The organism is Bacteroidia bacterium (genome assembly GCA_033391075.1).
Lineage (GTDB): Bacteria > Bacteroidota > Bacteroidia > J057 > J057 > JAWPMV01.
Genome location: JAWPMV010000001.1, coordinates 7,381,034 through 7,399,497, shown reverse-complemented (window position 1 = coordinate 7,399,497; position 18,464 = coordinate 7,381,034). Strand labels below are relative to the sequence as shown.

Annotated in this window: 13 protein-coding genes; 6 read left to right on the top strand and 7 right to left on the bottom strand. The window is 43.1% G+C overall.

Annotation, left to right across the window (positions count from 1 at the left end):
- Window positions 1–4: 4 nt before the first annotated feature.
- The 3 genes from R8P61_29475 to R8P61_29465 are packed head-to-tail and all read right to left on the bottom strand — an operon-like array spanning window position 5 to window position 2,942.
- A complete protein-coding gene (locus tag R8P61_29475; GenBank protein MDW3651245.1) occupies window positions 5–1,222 on the bottom strand; it encodes a hypothetical protein in 1,218 nt (405 codons plus the stop codon).
- Window position 1,223: 1 nt separating this feature from the next.
- Complete coding sequence (locus R8P61_29470) at window positions 1,224–1,901, bottom strand: hypothetical protein (GenBank protein ID MDW3651244.1); 678 nt, start codon at window positions 1,899–1,901, stop codon at window positions 1,224–1,226.
- Between the two features lie 39 nt (window positions 1,902–1,940).
- The gene (locus R8P61_29465) at window positions 1,941–2,942 is read right to left on the bottom strand and encodes a stage II sporulation protein M (GenBank protein ID MDW3651243.1); all 1,002 of its coding nucleotides are present in this window, start codon (window positions 2,940–2,942) and stop codon (window positions 1,941–1,943) included.
- An 87-nt stretch (window positions 2,943–3,029) separates the two neighbouring features.
- Here R8P61_29465 and R8P61_29460 point away from each other — a divergent pair, with 87 nt between their 5' ends.
- Both R8P61_29460 and R8P61_29455 read left to right on the top strand, forming a co-directional pair.
- A complete protein-coding gene (locus R8P61_29460; protein ID MDW3651242.1) occupies window positions 3,030–3,812 on the top strand; it encodes an RDD family protein in 783 nt (260 codons plus the stop codon).
- 321 nt (window positions 3,813–4,133) lie between these two features.
- On the top strand, window positions 4,134–4,997 hold the full coding sequence (locus tag R8P61_29455) for a hypothetical protein (GenBank protein MDW3651241.1): 864 nt from the start codon (window positions 4,134–4,136) through the stop codon (window positions 4,995–4,997).
- A gap of 413 nt (window positions 4,998–5,410) precedes the next feature.
- Here the strand turns inward: R8P61_29455 and R8P61_29450 are convergent, their stop codons facing one another.
- Window positions 5,411–8,872: a T9SS type A sorting domain-containing protein gene (locus R8P61_29450; protein MDW3651240.1), complete on the bottom strand. Its 3,462-nt coding sequence runs from the start codon at window positions 8,870–8,872 to the stop codon at window positions 5,411–5,413.
- A 168-nt stretch (window positions 8,873–9,040) separates the two neighbouring features.
- Here R8P61_29450 and R8P61_29445 point away from each other — a divergent pair, with 168 nt between their 5' ends.
- The gene (locus R8P61_29445) at window positions 9,041–9,745 is read left to right on the top strand and encodes a response regulator transcription factor (protein ID MDW3651239.1); all 705 of its coding nucleotides are present in this window, start codon (window positions 9,041–9,043) and stop codon (window positions 9,743–9,745) included.
- Between the two features lie 9 nt (window positions 9,746–9,754).
- Window positions 9,755–11,242 carry a HAMP domain-containing sensor histidine kinase gene (locus R8P61_29440; GenBank protein ID MDW3651238.1) on the top strand — a complete coding sequence of 496 codons (1,488 nt, stop codon included), beginning with the start codon at window positions 9,755–9,757 and terminating at the stop codon, window positions 11,240–11,242.
- Between the two features lie 36 nt (window positions 11,243–11,278).
- Here R8P61_29440 and R8P61_29435 read toward each other — a convergent pair whose 3' ends face one another.
- Both R8P61_29435 and R8P61_29430 read right to left on the bottom strand, forming a co-directional pair.
- Window positions 11,279–12,934 carry a T9SS type A sorting domain-containing protein gene (locus R8P61_29435; GenBank protein MDW3651237.1) on the bottom strand — a complete coding sequence of 552 codons (1,656 nt, stop codon included), beginning with the start codon at window positions 12,932–12,934 and terminating at the stop codon, window positions 11,279–11,281.
- Window positions 12,935–13,124: 190 nt separating this feature from the next.
- Entirely contained in the window at window positions 13,125–14,768 is a 1,644-nt protein-coding gene (locus R8P61_29430; protein ID MDW3651236.1) for a T9SS type A sorting domain-containing protein, read from the bottom strand.
- 126 nt (window positions 14,769–14,894) lie between these two features.
- Here R8P61_29430 and R8P61_29425 point away from each other — a divergent pair, with 126 nt between their 5' ends.
- Window positions 14,895–15,947 carry a DUF547 domain-containing protein gene (locus tag R8P61_29425; protein MDW3651235.1) on the top strand — a complete coding sequence of 351 codons (1,053 nt, stop codon included), beginning with the start codon at window positions 14,895–14,897 and terminating at the stop codon, window positions 15,945–15,947.
- A 232-nt stretch (window positions 15,948–16,179) separates the two neighbouring features.
- On the top strand, window positions 16,180–16,971 hold the full coding sequence (locus R8P61_29420; GenBank protein ID MDW3651234.1) for a membrane or secreted protein: 792 nt from the start codon (window positions 16,180–16,182) through the stop codon (window positions 16,969–16,971).
- Between the two features lie 121 nt (window positions 16,972–17,092).
- Here R8P61_29420 and R8P61_29415 read toward each other — a convergent pair whose 3' ends face one another.
- Complete coding sequence (locus tag R8P61_29415) at window positions 17,093–18,430, bottom strand: amidohydrolase family protein (GenBank protein ID MDW3651233.1); 1,338 nt, start codon at window positions 18,428–18,430, stop codon at window positions 17,093–17,095.
- Window positions 18,431–18,464: the final 34 nt, after the last annotated feature.

Here is an 18,464-nt window from a genome sequence, read left to right as displayed (position 1 = left end):
CATCTTATCGTGCCCCTAGAGAATAAAAATTGTCTATGGATTGGTTGATTTCTATTAATTGAGATTCTGAGATCTCAGGTGCATTTCTGATTCTTTCTATACTTCTGAAAAGTACCCGAACATCCTTTAGAGAAATGTTGGACTTGGCCGAAAGGGAAGCCAGGAACTTCTCATCAAATTTATCGGTTTTCAAAAAGTAGTGTTCGCGAATGTAGGCCAGGAGAGCCCGGACCCTTTTTTCGGCAATTTCTTTATGTGCGGAAGACTTAAAATAAAGCCTGCCAACCGTTTCTGTAAAGTCCAGGGTCAAATTGGGTAAGGGCTCGATGACCGGAATAATTCGCTGTTTGCGCTTTGACTCAAAGATGGCATAAACCGCCAGCGCCAACAAACTCAACCAAAAGGCCCATTTGAGTCCTTCCTGAGAGAAAATATAATCCATTGTGCTGACGGAATTTTCTCCCCCACCTCCTCCGGAGCTTCCTCGAAACCTGAACTTGTTTTTCTTGTAGTATTCATCCCACCACAATTCCTCTTGCACCGGAAATTGTGAGAGGGCGGTTGAAATAAACTCCCTTTTGCTATCCTGCACCATATAGTAGTTGCAGTAAATACGGGGAGTCGTGCTGATGGTAAGACTACCTTTCCCAATCAGGTATTTTATCATGGTAGGATTTCCCTGCTCGTCTTCTACCAGCACCTCCAGCTCCTTCTCCATACCCGGTATGAGGTAGTTCATTCCATAGCTGGGAAATTTAGCCTGAAGCTCAGAGTCTTCCGATAACCGCAACTGGATAGAATCCTGTTCTTCTGAATATTCCTTTATCACAAAATTAAGGGTATCTCCTAAATAGTAGGGGAACTCTCGTGCTGCAATAAAGAGGTGGTTTCCTCTTTCTGCAAAAAGCATCATCTCCTCTACTTCCAGATAATCTGAATTCACTTTATTATTCATCAGAAACATACTCACCCCTTTTTGCTCCTGCAGGGCCATGAGTTCGAACATGGATGCTTCTTTCACGATCACAGAATCCAGCTCATAAAGATCCGCAAGGCTATTCTTCAATAAATAGCTACCATAAGGTTCTTTTCTGTCTCCTTCAAAGTTTTCTCTCCAGTCCACCTGCTTTTTCCCCGGAAATAATAAGGCAATGAAATAGAAGACCAGAATCAATCCGACTCCAGTACCCATAAAGAGATATGTTCTTTTATCAAACTTCATCTTAGGCTCCTAATCTCTTTTTAAAATCCCTAAATCCCGGGGCAATCTTATCATATAAGTCTTTTCCCACTCGAAAATCTCCGTACCAGGCATAATCGAAATGGAAGGTCAATCTCTCAAAGACTTCCCCATGTTTAGATTTATTCAACTCTTTCACATAGTCCTGATTGGTTTTGTTCTGCTCCCAATGGATCCACTTTTTTTCATCCAGCCCTTTGAGCACATCCAGGTATTGAAGACGAATGGCCTGGCGGTAGTCGCTTCTATCCAGGGCTTGTTCGATAAGGCTTCGCGTATCCAAAGATTGAATATCTCCTTCTTCTAATTCGGGAATTTGGTCGCCCTGAATTTTCAAACCTGAGCCTCCGAGGGTGCTTTTCAGGACCAGATACACGATCAGACAAAGAAATAAAGCAGCAATCAGGTACATGAAAGTTGAAGCAGCACCTCCTATGCTACTGGAAGATGAGCGGGAAGAAATGCTTCGATCATTGCCGCTCCCACTTTGATTGCTGGGAGAGCCTTTTCGTAGGGGTTCTTTCCCGTAAAAAGGAACAGCTTCATTTTTCTTTTCCTGATCAAAGTCTTCCGTTCCCCATAGTTCTTCCAGCTTTTCTTTATCAAAATCCTGTATAGGTTCTTTCGCTTCCAGCTCAAAGCCAGAAAAGAATATAAACATGCACAGGATATGTAGAATTTTTATTGTTTTCACGATTGTCTATTCGGCTGTTTTTTCCCAAAAATCGGCTATCGCTATCTGCCCCATTTTCCGCTCCAAATAGATGGGATAAATTACGTAATACCCTAAAATAAAGGCCAGAGAAACCAGAATTATCAGGAGCTTCACGATCAAAGGCATTTCTGTCAGACGCGTAATATAAGATTCCAACCAGCTTGCCATAAGGAATACCGGAACTAATCCAATCAGAATTTTGATGCCATCTTTTGCAGCCATTTGTACAGATTGAAGTCGAGTAAAGGTGCCAGGAAAAAGGATACTATTTCCCAGCAAGAAACCTGCGCCTCCGGCAATTACGATAGCTGAAAGTTCGAGCGTACCATGAATATATATTACAGGCAGGGCTTCCCATATCAAACCTTTGGTATGGAAAAAGGCAAAGAATACGCCCACCATGATCCCATTTTGGAAGAGTATATACATGGTTCCAAAGGATATAAATATGCCCAATACGAAGGCAAAGAAAGACACTCGGATATTATTTAGAGAGATGGACACAAACATGGGAAAGGAAGGGTCATCCTTATAAACGCCCATGGGATCTCCCTTTTCGATATTCTCGATTGTCATATCCACATAACCATCTCCCAAAACCGCACGTGCGAAGGTATCGGATTCGAGGGTTGCGATAAAACCAACAAAAAAAGTAAAAGTAAAGAGGACAAAAGAGTAGAGCATATATCGATGGGTCTTCCGATAAATCAGGGGCAATTCTGTTTTCCAGAAGTTGACAAATCGATTGCTCTTTTCGCGCTTGTTTTTATAGATGGCTAAATGCGTCCTGGCAGCAAGACCATTGAGGTACTTGACCGTTTGGCTTTGGGGATAAAATGTCCTTGCATAGGCAAGGTCATCGGTAAGTTGGACATAAAGTTCTGCGAGACGGTCAGGAGCTAAGTTTCCCTGATATCCTGAGGACAAGGTTTTTTCATATTCCAGCCATTTATCTTTATTTCGGCGCAGAAAAGCTGGCTCTCTCATCTAATAATTGTGCTATATTTGTCCTGGGTCAAAGCTCATGGGACGACCAGGCTGTATGTTGAAAAGTGAAATTAGGAAAATTCTTCCATGAAAACTATCATTATCCCTACCACCCAAAATATTGAACTGGAATACCCAGTGGCCAATATGGGGGAAAGAATTCTTGCCGGACTTATAGATTTCATTCTGTATTGGTTATACCTCTTCCTGATCTTGTATCTGGTAAATACGAGTCCTATGGGGGATGAATCTTTAGGGGATTATTGGTATAAACAAAATGCCATCTTTCAGATACTTACGCTACCTGCTGCTGCCTATAGCTTATTGATGGAATTTTTATTCAATGGGCAAACCCTGGGGAAAATGGCCTTAAAACTGCGCACCATACGGGTGGATGGCAAGTCTACAACCCTCTCCAATTATTTGATTCGCTGGGTACTGAAAATGATTGATGTATGGTTTTCTCTATACATTTTCAGCATTTTCGGTGGGGGCTTTGGTGTGTTTATTCCCGGAGTGGTCGGACTGATTGCCATAGGCATCACAAAAAACAACCAACGACTGGGAGATTTAGCTGCAGGTACTACGGTGGTCAAGTTAAAACTCGTTACAACTTTTGGGGATACTATTTTTGTAGAAACGGGTCAGGATTATGTAGTAAAGTTCCCGGAAATCGAAAGACTTTCAGATAGAGATGTCTCCATCCTGAAAGAAGTTCTGGATGCAGGAATTAAAAGCTCGAATCCTCGTTTGCTCAGAAAACTATCAGAAAAAGTAAAATCAGTAGCAAAGATTCAGTCAGACATGCCTCCCCGTCAGTTTTTGCAAACTTTATTGCAAGATTATAATCATATTTTTGGGAGAAAATAGGCAGAAGTGCAGATTTCCAGCTAAATTAATTAGCACGAGCATAATTATCTGTTAGTTAAATACTTCGAAAAAATAAAATTTTGAATAGCACTTGAATTTATGCCTAATAAATCTGTATCTTCATTGCGTTAACCTAAAGTATTGTGTTCTAAGGGCGTAAAGTTTTTATTCGTTTTTTATATAAGACGGACAAAAATCCAACCTCCTTCTAACACGAACAATACAAAAAGTTATCGCCCAATTCCCCCCTTTAATACAACCAGAAGGCCAATTGTAAAAAGTTGTTAGTTACCCATTAAGCACGTTAACCTTGCTTTCTCTATGAGGAATATATTTACTCTGTTCATCTCATTGGCTATATGTACCGTATCTTATGGTCAATCATTCCCCTTTAAAATCACTGAGTCATCCTGGTATCCCAAGGATTTCGATGGCAGTTTTGTTCGTCGTAACAACATCAAAGCCATCAATGTAAAATCTTTTTCCAGTCTTTATTCTCTCAGCGCCAAGCATGATGCTTCCCGCACCTTTCTTTTTGACGAAGAGGGACAAATGATCCAGTTTGTAGAGCTTGGAAAAAATGACACTAGCCAGATTCGTGAGTTTGATTATAATGATCGGGGAGTTTTACGGTGGGAATTGAAAGAAGACAAGATTTATAACAAATCCTATAAAGCAGGCTATCGCTTTGATGGGAACAAGAATATCTATCAGGTCAAAAACTATGAGATGATCAATAAAGATGATGTCATGCTCATAGAATCCAGAAGATATATCTACAATGCGGACAGTCAATTGGTGGCAATCAAATTTCTTCAAAACAACCAGGTGAAACAAGTTCAGAAATTTACCTATGATGAGTTGGGGAGAACCACCAGTGAATCTGAAGAAGATGCTGTCGGAATGACGAAAAAGAAAGTTTCTTATGCATACAATGATATGGATCTGCTTGTGCAGGTAAAAACAGAAACTGAAACTAATAATGTAGTAGAGTACAATTATGTCTACAATGTAGCGGGTAATCCTATTGAAGCCGAATGGAAAGAAAACGGTGTTCAAATGGGAGTTATGTCCTACGTCTATGACAACAATGGTATGTTGGTACAAATGAACCGAGTGCTCAACCAGGCTCCGGGTATCAAGCATGCCAGCTCTCAGGTATTTGAGTATATCGCTAATGAGTAATGCCCTCCCCCGCCATTACCGAAACGAAAGATAAGCTGTCAATACGCTAAAAGAGAACATACTACTACTACCATCACACTTCCCTTAAAAGGGAAATCCCTGGTCCGAGAGGACTGGGGATTTTTTGTTTGGAGGAATGTCTTTCTGAGAAAAGAGTTTTTATAGCTAAGGCTAGCTACTATTCCATTCGAATTAAGTTCAAGTATCATACTTATTTGAGTCTGGTTTTGATACTTGAACTTTCCTTCGGACTCAATCAGAGTTGATAAACTGTTCCAGGACAAAAAGAAAACCCCCACCAGAGGTGGGGATTTCTAAATTGCTCAGCACGTATTGTTTTGAGGAAAAGATCCCCGACCCCATGGGTCGGGGACACATCTTTGCCAAAGGCAAACCTTAAACCAAAACTAAAACTATCTTTTTATGACTTTCTGATGATATACTCCTTGATTGTTTTGAATTTGGATAAGGTATAATCCATCTTCGAATCTGCTCAAATCGACCTCAGCTTCGAAACTGCTGGAGCCTGTGGGTGCTACGCTTCTGCTATCCAGGAGCTGTCCTTTCAGATCATAAACCCGAAGTTCTACATCTTCACGAATCGGCTGGATAGAGAGGAAAGAAACCACCACCTTGTCCGTAGTCGGATTCGGATAGATTTTGAAATCCTCAAGTCCCAATTCGTCTTCGATGCCCACATTACAGAAAGATGAATCTCTCAGTACGACGAGGAAGCTTTCTGACAATTCGAAGCAGCCATCACTAAGAGCTACCTCCAAGGCATTGTCATCTACAGCTGCAGTCAGATTACCCGTATAGGACAATCCCCAAACCCAGCACTCACCAACACCCGCAGGACCAAAATCAACCTGATCACCCGGAGGCAATCCAAGAATTTTTCCTGAAGCATCAGTTACCACGTATTGGAAATTGGCTCCGGAAGTTCCGGTGCTATCAAAGCGTACCAGCTGAGCAGAACCATCAATACAAACTTCAACTGTATCAACTCCTGATTGAGCCAGTACCATTCCTCCGTCAATTTCCATAGAGTCGCGAAGTACTACTACAAAATTATCAGAGAGGTCAAAGCAACCGGAAGCCAGATCAACCGCTGTAGCAGTATCTCCCAATTGAGCGGTAATTTCTCCTGAATAGGAAAGTCCCCATACCCAACATTCGCCAATTCCAGCGCCAGAGAAGTCAACCATGTTCGCAGGTGGCAGGCCGAGGATTACTCCATTGGCATCTGTCACTACATAGCTGAAGTTCATCCCTACTGCATCTGTGCTTGCGAAAGCCACTGCAGGAGTTGAATCATCGATACACACATTCACGGTATCCTGCCCGAAAGCAGAACTTACCATACCTCCACTTACTGAATCGCGGAATACCACGACAAAGTTTTCTGACAATTCAAAACAGCCATCACTCAAGGCTACTTGCGTAGCATTGTCTCCGGCCATGGCAGTAATAGTACCCGTATAGGAAAGTCCCCATACCCAGCACTCACCAGGTCCAGCAGCCGTAAAGTCAACCATATCTGCAGGTGGTAATCCCAGGATAGTTCCATTTGCATCTGTAACTACATATTGGAAGTTAGGTCCGGCAGTTCCTGCGCTATCGAAAGCAATCACTTGTGGAGTACCATCGTAGCATATATAGGTAGTATCCTTACCACTTTCAGTCAGCACCATACCTCCATCTACAGGAATCGAATCCCTGAATACAACTACAAAGTTGTCGGAGAGGTCAAAACAACCATCAGAGAAATCGATCTGAGTTGCATCTTGTCCGGTCATAGCTGTGAGATTTCCAGTGTAGGAAAGTCCCCACACCCAGCATTCACCGATACCGGCTCCGGAAAAGTCTACCATATTTGCGGGTGGTAATCCGAGGATGATACCATTGTTGTCAGTTACTACATACTGGAAGTTTTCTCCTGTAGCATTCATGCTGGCAAACTCAATAGCTGCCGTATTGTCATCAATACAAACGCTTACCGTATCCTCACCCATAGCAGTACTTACCATACCCCCATTTACAGAATCTCGGAAGACTACTACAAAGTTTTCAGACAACTCAAAGCATCCATCGGTCAAGGCAACTTGCGTCGCATTGTCTCCAGCTTGAGCCGTGATGGTCCCGGTATAGGAAAGCCCCCATACCCAGCACTCGCCAGGACCAGCTGCTGTAAAGTCAACCATATCCGCAGGTGGCAATCCGAGGATGGTTCCATTTGCATCAGTAACTACATATTGGAAATTAGGTCCGGCAGTCATAGAGCTATCAAAAGCAATCACCTGCTGCGTACCATCGTAGCAAACGTAAACCGTATCCTGCAAAGCTTCTGTGTATACACGTCCACCGTCGATCTGCATGGAATCCCTCAGTACAACTACAAAGTTGTCAGAAAGGTCAAAACAACCATCAGTCAAAGGGACGGAAGTAGCTGTATCACCCACTTGAGCAGTGATCATGCCAGAGTAGGAAAGTCCCCATACCCAGCATTCGCCGATGCCAGCACCAGAGAAGTCTACCGTATTTGCAGGAGGAAGTCCGAGGATAACTCCATTGTCATCTGTAACGACATACCGGAAGTTAGGTCCAACCGCATCCATGCTTGAAAAGGAAACTGCAGGTGTAGCATCATCGATACATACATGAACCGTATCCGTTCCAAAAGCAGAACTCACGATACCCCCACTTACACTATCTCTGAATACTACTACAAAGTTTTCAGACAACTCAAAACATCCGTCAGTCAACGCAACCTGAGTCGCATTGTCTCCTGCTTGTGCAGTGAGGTTTCCACTGTAAGAAAGTCCCCAAACCCAGCACTCACCAGGACCAGCTGCTGTAAAGTCAACCATGTCTGCTGGTGGCAATCCCAGGATAGTTCCATTTGCATCCGTTACTACATATTGGAAATTAGGTCCGCTGGTCATGGAACTGTCGAAAGCAATTACTTGCTGACTGCCATCATAACAAACGTAAACTGTATCCATTTGAGACTCGGTATAAACCCGGCCTCCATCGATGGGCATTGAATCTCTCAATACAACTACAAAGTTGTCGGAGAGGTCAAAACAACCATCGGTCAAATCAACAGCTGTAGCCGTATCTCCCAGCTGAGCCGTTAGCATGCCTGAATAAGAAAGACCCCATACCCAGCACTCGCCGATTCCGGCTCCTGAGAAGTCTACCATATTTGCAGGAGGAAGCCCAAGGATAACTCCATTGGCATCCGTAACTACATACCGGAAGTTGGGTCCTACTGCATCAGTGCTATTAAATGAAATAGCAGCTGTAGCATCATCGATACAAACATTGACTGTATCTGTTCCAAAAGCAGAACTGACGATACCGCCGCTAACAGTGTCTCTCAATACTACTACAAAATTGTCGGAGAGGTCGAAACAATCATCAGACAGATTGATGCTTGTTGCAGTATCCCCAACCATAGCGGTCAGGTTTCCAGTATAGGATAGTCCCCACACCCAGCATTCTCCAGGTCCTGCGGCGGTGAAATTCACCATATCTGCCGGAGGAAGCCCCAGGATAACGCCATTGGCATCGGTAACTACGTACTGGAAATTGTCCATACTTGTGTTGGTGCTGTCGAAAGCAATGATTTGATCTGTTCCGTCATAGCATACATAGGTTGTGTCGGCTCCAGAACTTGTGCTTACCATACCCCCATCACAAGTCATCAGGGTGTTTGAAAATGCCGCAGGAGTAGATAGATCTACTTCTACCGCAGCAACTCTGGTTTCTGAACGATGGTCCAGAAATTTAGCCTGTTCCACAAGTTTCCCATAGATAAAGGGTAAACTGCAAAACAGGGCTACCAGAAGAAAAGAATAAATTCGTTTCATACGCGTAGCTTAAAATGTGCTGAGCTTTGAGAATTGGATGAGGGACCAAAATTATCGTTACATTATCACAGAATGATCACGATTGGATCATCATTAAACAGAATACTTGTCATCTCTGTGATATTTTTGTGATAATTAGAGGCGTACTTTAGCATGAAAAATCAAAAAATGAAGAAGATATTGATCATTGAGGATGATCCGGACATCGTTTCTTTGCTGGAAATCCACCTAAAAGACCATGAATACGCCCTTTCTACCGCATTCGAAGGGAAGAAAGGATTGGAAATGGCAAGGGCTGAAAGATTTGATCTGGTGATTCTTGACCTGAACCTTCCCGGTATAGATGGACTGGAAATTTGCCGTACTCTTCGTGTGGAACAGAAAAGTACTCCCATTATGATGCTCACGGCACGTTCAGAAGAAATCGATAAAGTACTGGGACTGGAAATGGGGGCTGATGACTATATGACCAAGCCTTTTAGTGTCAGAGAATTTTTGGCACGGGTGAAATCCATTTTAAGAAGAACGGAAGTCCTCAAATCCAGCGAGGAGGAATCAAAGATCAAACAGAAGCTTCAATTTGGCGAATTGGTAATTGACCTGGAAAAAAGAGCTGTTAGCATCAGGGAAGAAAGAATTGACCTTTCACCTAAAGAATTTGAGCTCCTGAGTTTGCTTGCCTCTCATCCAGGGAAAAGCTTTGACAGAAGTCGCATCCTGAACCTCGTATGGGGCTATGATTTTGACGGCTATGAACATACAGTCAACTCTCACATCAATCGCCTAAGAAGAAAAATAGAGCCTGATATGAATCAGCCCAGCTATATCCTTACCTCCTGGGGCATAGGGTATCGCTTTAACGAAAATGCTTAAGAAGTTCTCATGAATCTCAAAAACACCTTATTTTTCAAGGTAGCTATGACCCTCCTCTTTGCACTGGCAAGTCTGGGGCTGGTCTATTTGCTCATCTCGCGCATGATCCAGCGGGATTATATGTACGAAGTCAATCAGCAGCTGTATGGAAATATTGCGGAGTATACAGTTGCGGAAAATAAATCCATTTACAAGGACGGGCAGGTAGATACGACTGCGATGCAGGACATCATGCATTCGATGATGATGATCAATCCTTCAGTAGAAGTCTACCTATTGGATACGCTCGGAAACATTATCACCTATGTTGCCCCTTACAAAGTGGTCAAACTGGAGAAGGTCAGTCTGGCTCCTTTAAAAGAATTTATTGCCAGCGAAGAAAAACCCTTCATCATGGGAGACGATCCCAGACATCCGGAAAAACAAAATGTGTTCTCTGCGGCCAAGATTGTACAGGATGAAAAGCTGCAAGGATACATTTATATCATACTGGCTAGCGAAAAAAGAGCTGGAGTAGCGGGGGTCCTCGAAAGCGACTATTTTATAAATTTGGGCACCCGTTACTTCTTTCTTTCCCTTTTTCTGGCATTGGCCCTGGGATTGTTCGCACTTTGGTACGTAACCCGAAGTTTGCGGGAAGTTCTTGCCACTGTAACCAGATTTAAAGAGGGCGATATGGATGCCCGAATAGATGAGCACGCAGCTCAGGATTGGCATCCTCTGGCAGAAACATTCAATGAGATGGCCGATACGCTGGAAGCCAATATCGAACAGATCAAATCTGTGGAGAAACTACGGCAGGAATTGATTGCCAATGTATCTCATGACCTGCGAACTCCTCTTGCCATCATGCAGGGATATGTGGAAACCCTGATGATCAAGAATACGGAATTGGGAGAGGAGGAACGCATGAAGTATCTCAATATCATCACCAGCAGCAGCCATAGACTCAATCGCCTTATTCAGCAGCTTTTTGAATATACGAAGTTGGATGCTATGCAGATTGAGCCTCAAAAAGAACCTTTTTTTTTGACGGAATTAGCTCATGATGTAAAATTGAAATATGAGGTTTTGGGGAAGAAAAAAAATATCAGCCTCGAACTTATTCATCCGGATCAGCTTCCTTTGGTTTTTGCTGATATTTCTTTGGTCGAAAGGGTTTTGCAAAACCTTCTGGACAATGCGATTAAATTTACGCCTGAAGGAGGAAAGGTAAGTCTGCAGTTGGAGAACGGAGAAGAAGGTGTAACCATACGCGTATTGGACAGTGGTCCGGGAATACCCGCCGAGAAACAATCCTTTATTTTTGAACGCTATCAAAGAGGCAAATCTCCCGATGACACACCCAATGAGGGAGTGGGTCTGGGACTAGCCATCGTGAAAAAAATCCTCGAACTCCACGAAACGCATATCAACGTTCGCAACAAAAGAAATTCGGGAGCGGAATTTTTCTTTTCTCTTCCCCTCTATAATCAACTTCAGGCAAATGGAGTTTAAGAAAAAAGGAGAGTCATCTGACTCTCCTTTTTTCATTTATCTAAGCATCAATTTTCTACTGGTAGAACCCAGCGGAGAGCTTATCCTGACAAAGTATAAACCGCTATTTAAACGATCGAGCTTTATTTCTTCCTGAAGCAATAGGCTTTGAGGAAAGGATTTGGCGAAAAGAAGCTTCCCTTGCAAATCCAGAACTTCCAGTTTTAGTTCCTGTCGTTTGCTTAATTCCAGATCCAGCTTGAATATTCCACTTGAGGGATTAGGACTGATTCTCAGATCGGAAATAGCTGCTTCGAATTCATTCTCAATTCCAACTGCCCATTGTCCCAATTGCACAGAATCTGTAAACACACAATTATTAGCGTCTGTTATGGTCAGGCTATAACTGGCAGAACTCAAGCTATCAATAAAGGCCGTACTTTCTCCATTAGACCAGGCATAGGTATAAGGCGGCGTACCTCCACTTGCTACGGCTTCTATAGAACCATCCATAGCAGCTGCAGCAGTTTCAGAACTATCCTCAAAGACAATCCCAAGAGCCGGAGGTTCAGTGATCGTTGTATTCAATAATTTCACACAGCCGATAGCGTCTTCAACTCTCATGGTGTATTGACCTGCTGGAAGATTATTGATTGTCTCCACTGTTACAGGAGGAGCCGTATTCCAACTGATCATATAAGGAGTGACTCCTCCGGTGATGGTGGTTGAAATAGACCCATTATTTTCACCTGAACAAAGGTTATTGGTTTGAATCAATACCTGGCTTGTTAGCGTAGCTGGAGCAGTAAGTTCCACACTTTGCATAGCTATACAACCGAGTGCATCAGTAACAGTCAGTTGATAATTTCCGGCAGGCAGCGCACTGAGATCCTCTGTATCCTGACCAGAAGACCAGGCATAGGTGTAGGCCGGACTTCCACCTGAAACCGTCAAATCAATCTGTCCCGAACCATCTTCCGCACAACCCGTCCAGCTTACATTATCTACTGTGATTTGAGGGGCAGCTCCTGTATTTCCAACACTTACCGTCTCCGTAATCGAACAGGCATTTGCATCCGTGACTGTCACGGTATATTGCCCAGTAGCAAGGTTAGAAATTGTAGCCGTTGTTCCTCCATTATTCCAGCTATAGGTATATGGTGCCGTTCCACTGGGCGTAATACTGGCAGTTCCATTCATCGCATCGCAATCTGCCGGAGTAGAGGCAGTTGTAGCGGTTAGTGTATTAACGATGATGGTATAATATGCCTGTTGTGTATCTACCAGCGTGTTGGGTACTCCGCTTACTGTTCCGTAGATCGTTGAAATAATATCTATGGGATAGGTACCTGCCTGACTGGCAGTACCTGAAACCAGAATGCAGGATTCAGAACCTCCTGAAATTACACAAGCTGACATTTGACAGGAATATGTTATGCCCGGAGGCAGACCTTTGATACTATCAATCACCTGAGAATCAATAATTGCAAAAAAAGTTGTGCCTCCAACTACGATATTCGTATCAGCGGGTACTCTAACAGTGATTGTCGCCTGATAGCTTTCATTTAAACATATATTGGGGAGAGTTGAAGGGAAAATGCCCTGAGCATTTCCCGAGGTATCAGGAACACAAATTTGAGCATGTAAGTTGGTGCAAAAAAGCAAGCAAGCAAGCACCAGAATTTCCTTAAAGAAAATGGTAACCGTTTTCATTAGTTAGGTCAATAAATTGTAATGCCTTATATCCAATGGGGGATAAAAAACTAAAAAAATGCGTTTGCTTAGGTGGGAATTTGGCTGAATTCTTTCATCAGCGCTTTAGCGTAAATTAACCAAATATACAATTTATTTTATAAAAAAAGCGGTGAAATCCGAAGACCTCACCGCTTTTCTGTAGGTTTATTTATTCTATAACAAATTTCCGGATAGCCAGGCCTCTGGGGCTTTGTATCTGCAATACATACATCCCTTTTCCGGCATCATTCAATTGAATCAATTTCTCAAATTGAAGACCTCTTTCGGTCTGTTCTTCGAAGACCTTTTGTCCTCTCAGATCAAATACACTGATGATAACAGATTCAGGATTTTGCAGAGAAAGGTCCAGGCTAAATTGTCCCTGGTTTGGATTGGGATAAATACTGAGTGAGTTGATCCCCGCAGCCAATTCATCTTCAATCCCCACAGCCCATTGTTGTACTACTACTGTATCCTTCACCACACAATTATTAGCATCGGTAACCGTCAGAATATAGGTGCCGCTAATAAGGCTATCAATTCTTGAGCTATCAGCTCCATTGTCCCAGGAATACGTATAAGGAGGAGTACCTCCGCTAACTGTAGCCGTTGCAGAACCGTTCATTGCACCAGCAGCGGTTTCAGAAGTATCAGCTACACTTAGGACAATTGGGCTAGGTTCGGTCAATGTTGCTGCAGCTGTTTTGATACAACCCAAATCATCTGTAACGGTGAGGGTATAGGTTCCACCGGAAAGATTCCCAATACTCAAACCCGTAGAAACAGGATTGGTATCCCAGCTTGTGGTATAAGGTGTTTGACCTCCACTCAAGCTAGCTGTAATTGTACCAGAATTATCTCCCGCACATAGTAGATCCGTTTGGCTATCAATAGCCAGGTCCATCACGCTTGGCTGGGTGATATTGATCACCTCCGTGTCTGTACAATTATTTGCATCTGTAACAGTAACGGTATACATCCCTTCAGCCAGACCACTCAGGTCTTCTGTAGTTTCTCCACTTGACCAGGCATAAGAATAAGCTGCCATTCCTCCACTAATTGTCAGGTCTATCGCTCCTCCACCCGTTTCAGAACATCCTACCCAGCCAGAACTGCTTACACTAATAGCTGGAATATTCCCTATGTTTTGTATTTCCAATGATTCTGTTACCTCACAACCATTTGCATCTGTAATTGTAACTGAATAAAGACCAGCAGCCAATCCACTTGCAGTAGCTGTAGTCGCACCTGTACTCCAGGCGTAGGTGTATGGAGCTGCACCTGAGGGCATAGCCGTTGCAGAACCATCGCTGGCGCCACAAGCCGCATTTGTTATACTGATTGAGGTTATCAAACCAGGATTTACAGTCAGAGTATAGAAAGCAAACAAGGTATCAGGCTGCGCAATGGGAGCCCCAAAAACAACAACATGACCGGTTATATATAGATCAATAGGATAAACTCCTGGGGTAGTTGGTGTACCCGAAACCAGGACACAAGAACGTGATCCTCCAGCTATCGAACAGCTTCCATTCAGGCAGAAAAAGTTAAGTCCTGGAGGCAAACCTGCAACGGAATCCAATACTAGTGAATCTATTGTTGCAGGAAATCCTCCCACGATGGTATCATTGGGTATCACAAGGTTGATTACTTCTTCATAAGGAAGACCTGCACAGGTTCCTACCAGCGTATCGGGAAATATCCCTGTACTTGTTATGGAACTATCAGGGGTACACTGTGCTTGCAATGCATTATTACAGAAGCAAAACACCAAACAAAGGAGGGCTCCTGATAAATAGTTAAGTAATTTCATATAAGGAAAGGTTTTAGATTAAAGGCTTATGTAATTCTGTCAAGCTAACGACCTTGACTTTAGCTGAGAGGGCTTTACTTTGCTTTACCCTAACATAAATAAAAGATCATTCAATATATTAACGACATGCGAAATACAGTAATTTTCATTGCTTCACTCCTCATTTTCAGCTTCATATCCTGTCAGGGGAAAGAAGTTGATAACAAACAAAGCACGATCGAAGAAAAGATCACGATCCCGGATGTTCAACTGACCCACAATCAGGATGAAACGCCCACAACTGTACAGGAAGCCGCTGATGAACAAATGCTCGAAGCGGAAAGCCCAAAAGAGCAGACAAAGTCTGAGCTAAAAGATGTACAAAAAGAACCCCTGGAGTTGAAAGAGATTCCAGTGAAAGAACCAAAAACAACTCAAACGTCAGTTGAGAACACCCCGCAAGAAACTAAGGAGGAAACGGAAGTCAAGGTAATAAAAACTCCTGAAACAGAAGAGGTAAAAAAAGAACCCATTGAAGAAGAGGCTGTCAAAGAGACGCTTTCTCATGATGCCTGGGACAAACTCCTCAAAAAATATGTCAGCCCTTCCGGCAAGGTAAATTATAAAGGATTTAAATCTGAAATGTCCAGCTTCCAGGCCTATCTCGATCTGTTGGTTGCCAATCCTCCCAAAGCAGATTGGAGCAGAAATAAGATCAGGGCCTATTGGATCAATGCTTATAATGCTTTTACCGTTAAAACCATTTTAGATAATTATCCACTCAAAAGCATTACCAATTTGGGAAAACCCTGGGACAAGAAATTCATCAAAATCGGAGGCAGCACCTATAGCCTCAATGATATTGAGCACAACATCCTACGCGCCAAGTATTTTGATTCTCGCATTCACTTCGCTGTGAATTGTGCTTCTTTCTCCTGCCCAAAATTGTTGAACAAAGCCTTTACAGAAGCCAATGTTTCTGCTCAAATGGGTAGCCTGGCATCCATTTATATCAATGATTCCAGACACAATAAAATCACCCCTGAGAAAGCGGAACTATCTCAAATTTTCGAATGGTATAAAGGAGATTTTACAAAAAAAGGAAGCCTCATCGATTACATCAACAAATACTCCAAAGTAAAACTCAATCCAGATGCAGAGATCACTTTCAAAGCTTATAACTGGAATTTGAACGAATAATATATCCAATCTTGTTTTAGTTTTTCCACCCGGACTTGATCCTTCGATCTAGTCCGGGTTTTCTCATCAGTGTCAATCTCATTTATAGAGGAAAGTAGAGAATTGATAGAGCCCAGACTTACAGCCAGCTATTTTATTTTCACTCGAACTCAAATTCTCCTATATTATTCTAAATAGAAACCTAAGCTTGCTTCACCCGAAGTGCAATTATTAAGAACCTAATTTCAAACACATGAAATCTATTCAGCTCAAATTATTATTCGTATTACTCCTGATCCCTGCAGTGGGATTTATTTGGGTCAATTCCCCCCAAAATTCAACGGAATCTAGCACCGGAATAAATATCGAGGGTGCCTGGTTCGTCAGTAGCATGAATGGAGAGACAGCGCCGGAAGGAGTAAAAGTCATGAGGTTGATTTCTGATGACTATTCTATGTTTGCTGTTTACAATTTGGAAGAAAAGCAATTTATCGCCGCAGGTGGTGGCTCTTATAAAATTGACGGAGATCGCCTGACCGGAAGAGTTGACTTTGACACCCAGGATACTTCCAACGTCGGCACGAACTATGACTATAAAATTGAAATGCCTGATGAGAATACTTTTGCTGTATCTGGCGAAGGCCCGGAAGGTCCTTTCAAGGTAGAAATGAGCCGTGTAGATGATAGTGGAAATGAAATGGCCGGCGCATACCGAATCAGTGGGAGATATAGAAATGGAGAAATGCGCCAATCTCGTCCAGGTCCCAGAAAGACCATCAAAATGCTGACAGGAACCCGTTTTCAATGGGCAGCTATCAATGCAAAAACCAAGCAATTTTTTGGTACAGGAGGCGGAACCTATACGGTAAAAGATGGGAAGTATACGGAGAATATCGAATTCTTCTCAAGAGATGGAAGCCGCGTAGGCGCAAGCCTGGAATTTGAAGCCAGTCTCGAAGGAGATGACTGGAGCCACAAAGGAAAGAGCAGCAAAGGAAATCCGATCCATGAGATATGGACGAGGAATTGGAATTTGCATGATTAGTAATAAAAGAGGGAGGAAAATTTCCTCCCTTTTTTATTGAATGTGTTGGGGTGTTAGCGTGTTGGTGTTAGTAATAGTACGAAACTCCCGCACCCTAGCACACACCAACTCCAACACCCTTCTATTTATACCTCTTCCCATGCTTGATGACCATCTTCACATCTTGCAATAGGGATATATACCTAAGCACATCTCCTTTTACTGCTATGATGTCTGCATATTTCCCTTCGCTAATCGTCCCGACTTCATCATCTACCCCCATCAATTTTGCAGGCCAGTAGGTTGCAGCTTTGATCGTATACATCGGATCAATGCCAAATTCATTTACCCAGACATCCAGCTCATGCCAGGTGGATTGGCAATGAAATTTCATAGGGATACCACTATCGGTACCAATCATGGGTACCACTCCAGCTGCGATCAATTGTTTGACTTTTCTTTGGAGGGTGGGCCGACGACTGGGAGTCAACTGGAAATAAGGCAACTCCCCTGGCTTCTGGATGGAGGCTTCGATATCATCTATGATATGCTTGGGCATGCCCATATGCCAACAGTCATTGTCAAGCGCTTCCGGATTGTCGCGGGTGTATTCGTAATTGTAAAGTCCTTCGACCGTGGGTGTCCAGTAGAGTGGGCCCTTATTCATCTGAGCAGTTCTTTCCTTGATCATCTCGATGACATCAGCAGGATATTCAGGAGCAGATGAGAGTCCGGTATGTTCAAAGCAATCAACTCCCGCTTCCAATCCTATTCGGATTTCTTCTGGCCGATGAGAGTGAGCCACTACCGTCAAATTATGCTTATGAGCTTCATCGACGACGGCCTTCACCTCTTCCATTGTCATTTGATCCTGGTCAATGAGTTTGATACAATCCACGCCCGCTTCGGCCAGGGTTCTTACTTTTTCTCTGGCATCATCCGCTCCCTCTACTCCCCACCGGAAAGCTTCTGTCCCGGGATAAGGTTTCTTCTGAATAAAAGGTCCAGACATATACATAGTTGGGCCTTCCATCTTCCCGGAATTGATGGCATCTCTGACAGCCAGACTTTCCTCCAAAGGCCCTCCCAAATCTCGAGCACTGGTTACTCCAGCATATAAGAGTTGTTTGGCAGAGGCTGGCATAATGACATCTTTAAAAACAGCAGGATAAGCGGTATCCCAATGCGCATAATCTGAATGACCATTGATCATCAGGTGTACATGCATGTCCCACATACCGGGCATCACACTCATTCCTTCGGTCGAAATAATTTCCGCTTTTTTCGGAATTTCAACACTCCCCTCCTCCCCTACGGCAGTGATTTTTTCCCCTTCAATAACTATTACACTATTGTAAATCGGCTTTCCTCCATAGCCATCGATAAGGGTACCTCCCACCAATGCCTTGGTTTGGGCTTGGATAAGAAAAGGAAAGGAACATGCGATAAATAAAAAAAGGGATTGATAGTAGTTTCTCATAGATCTAATTTTTTGGGTAAACCAAATTAGCCAT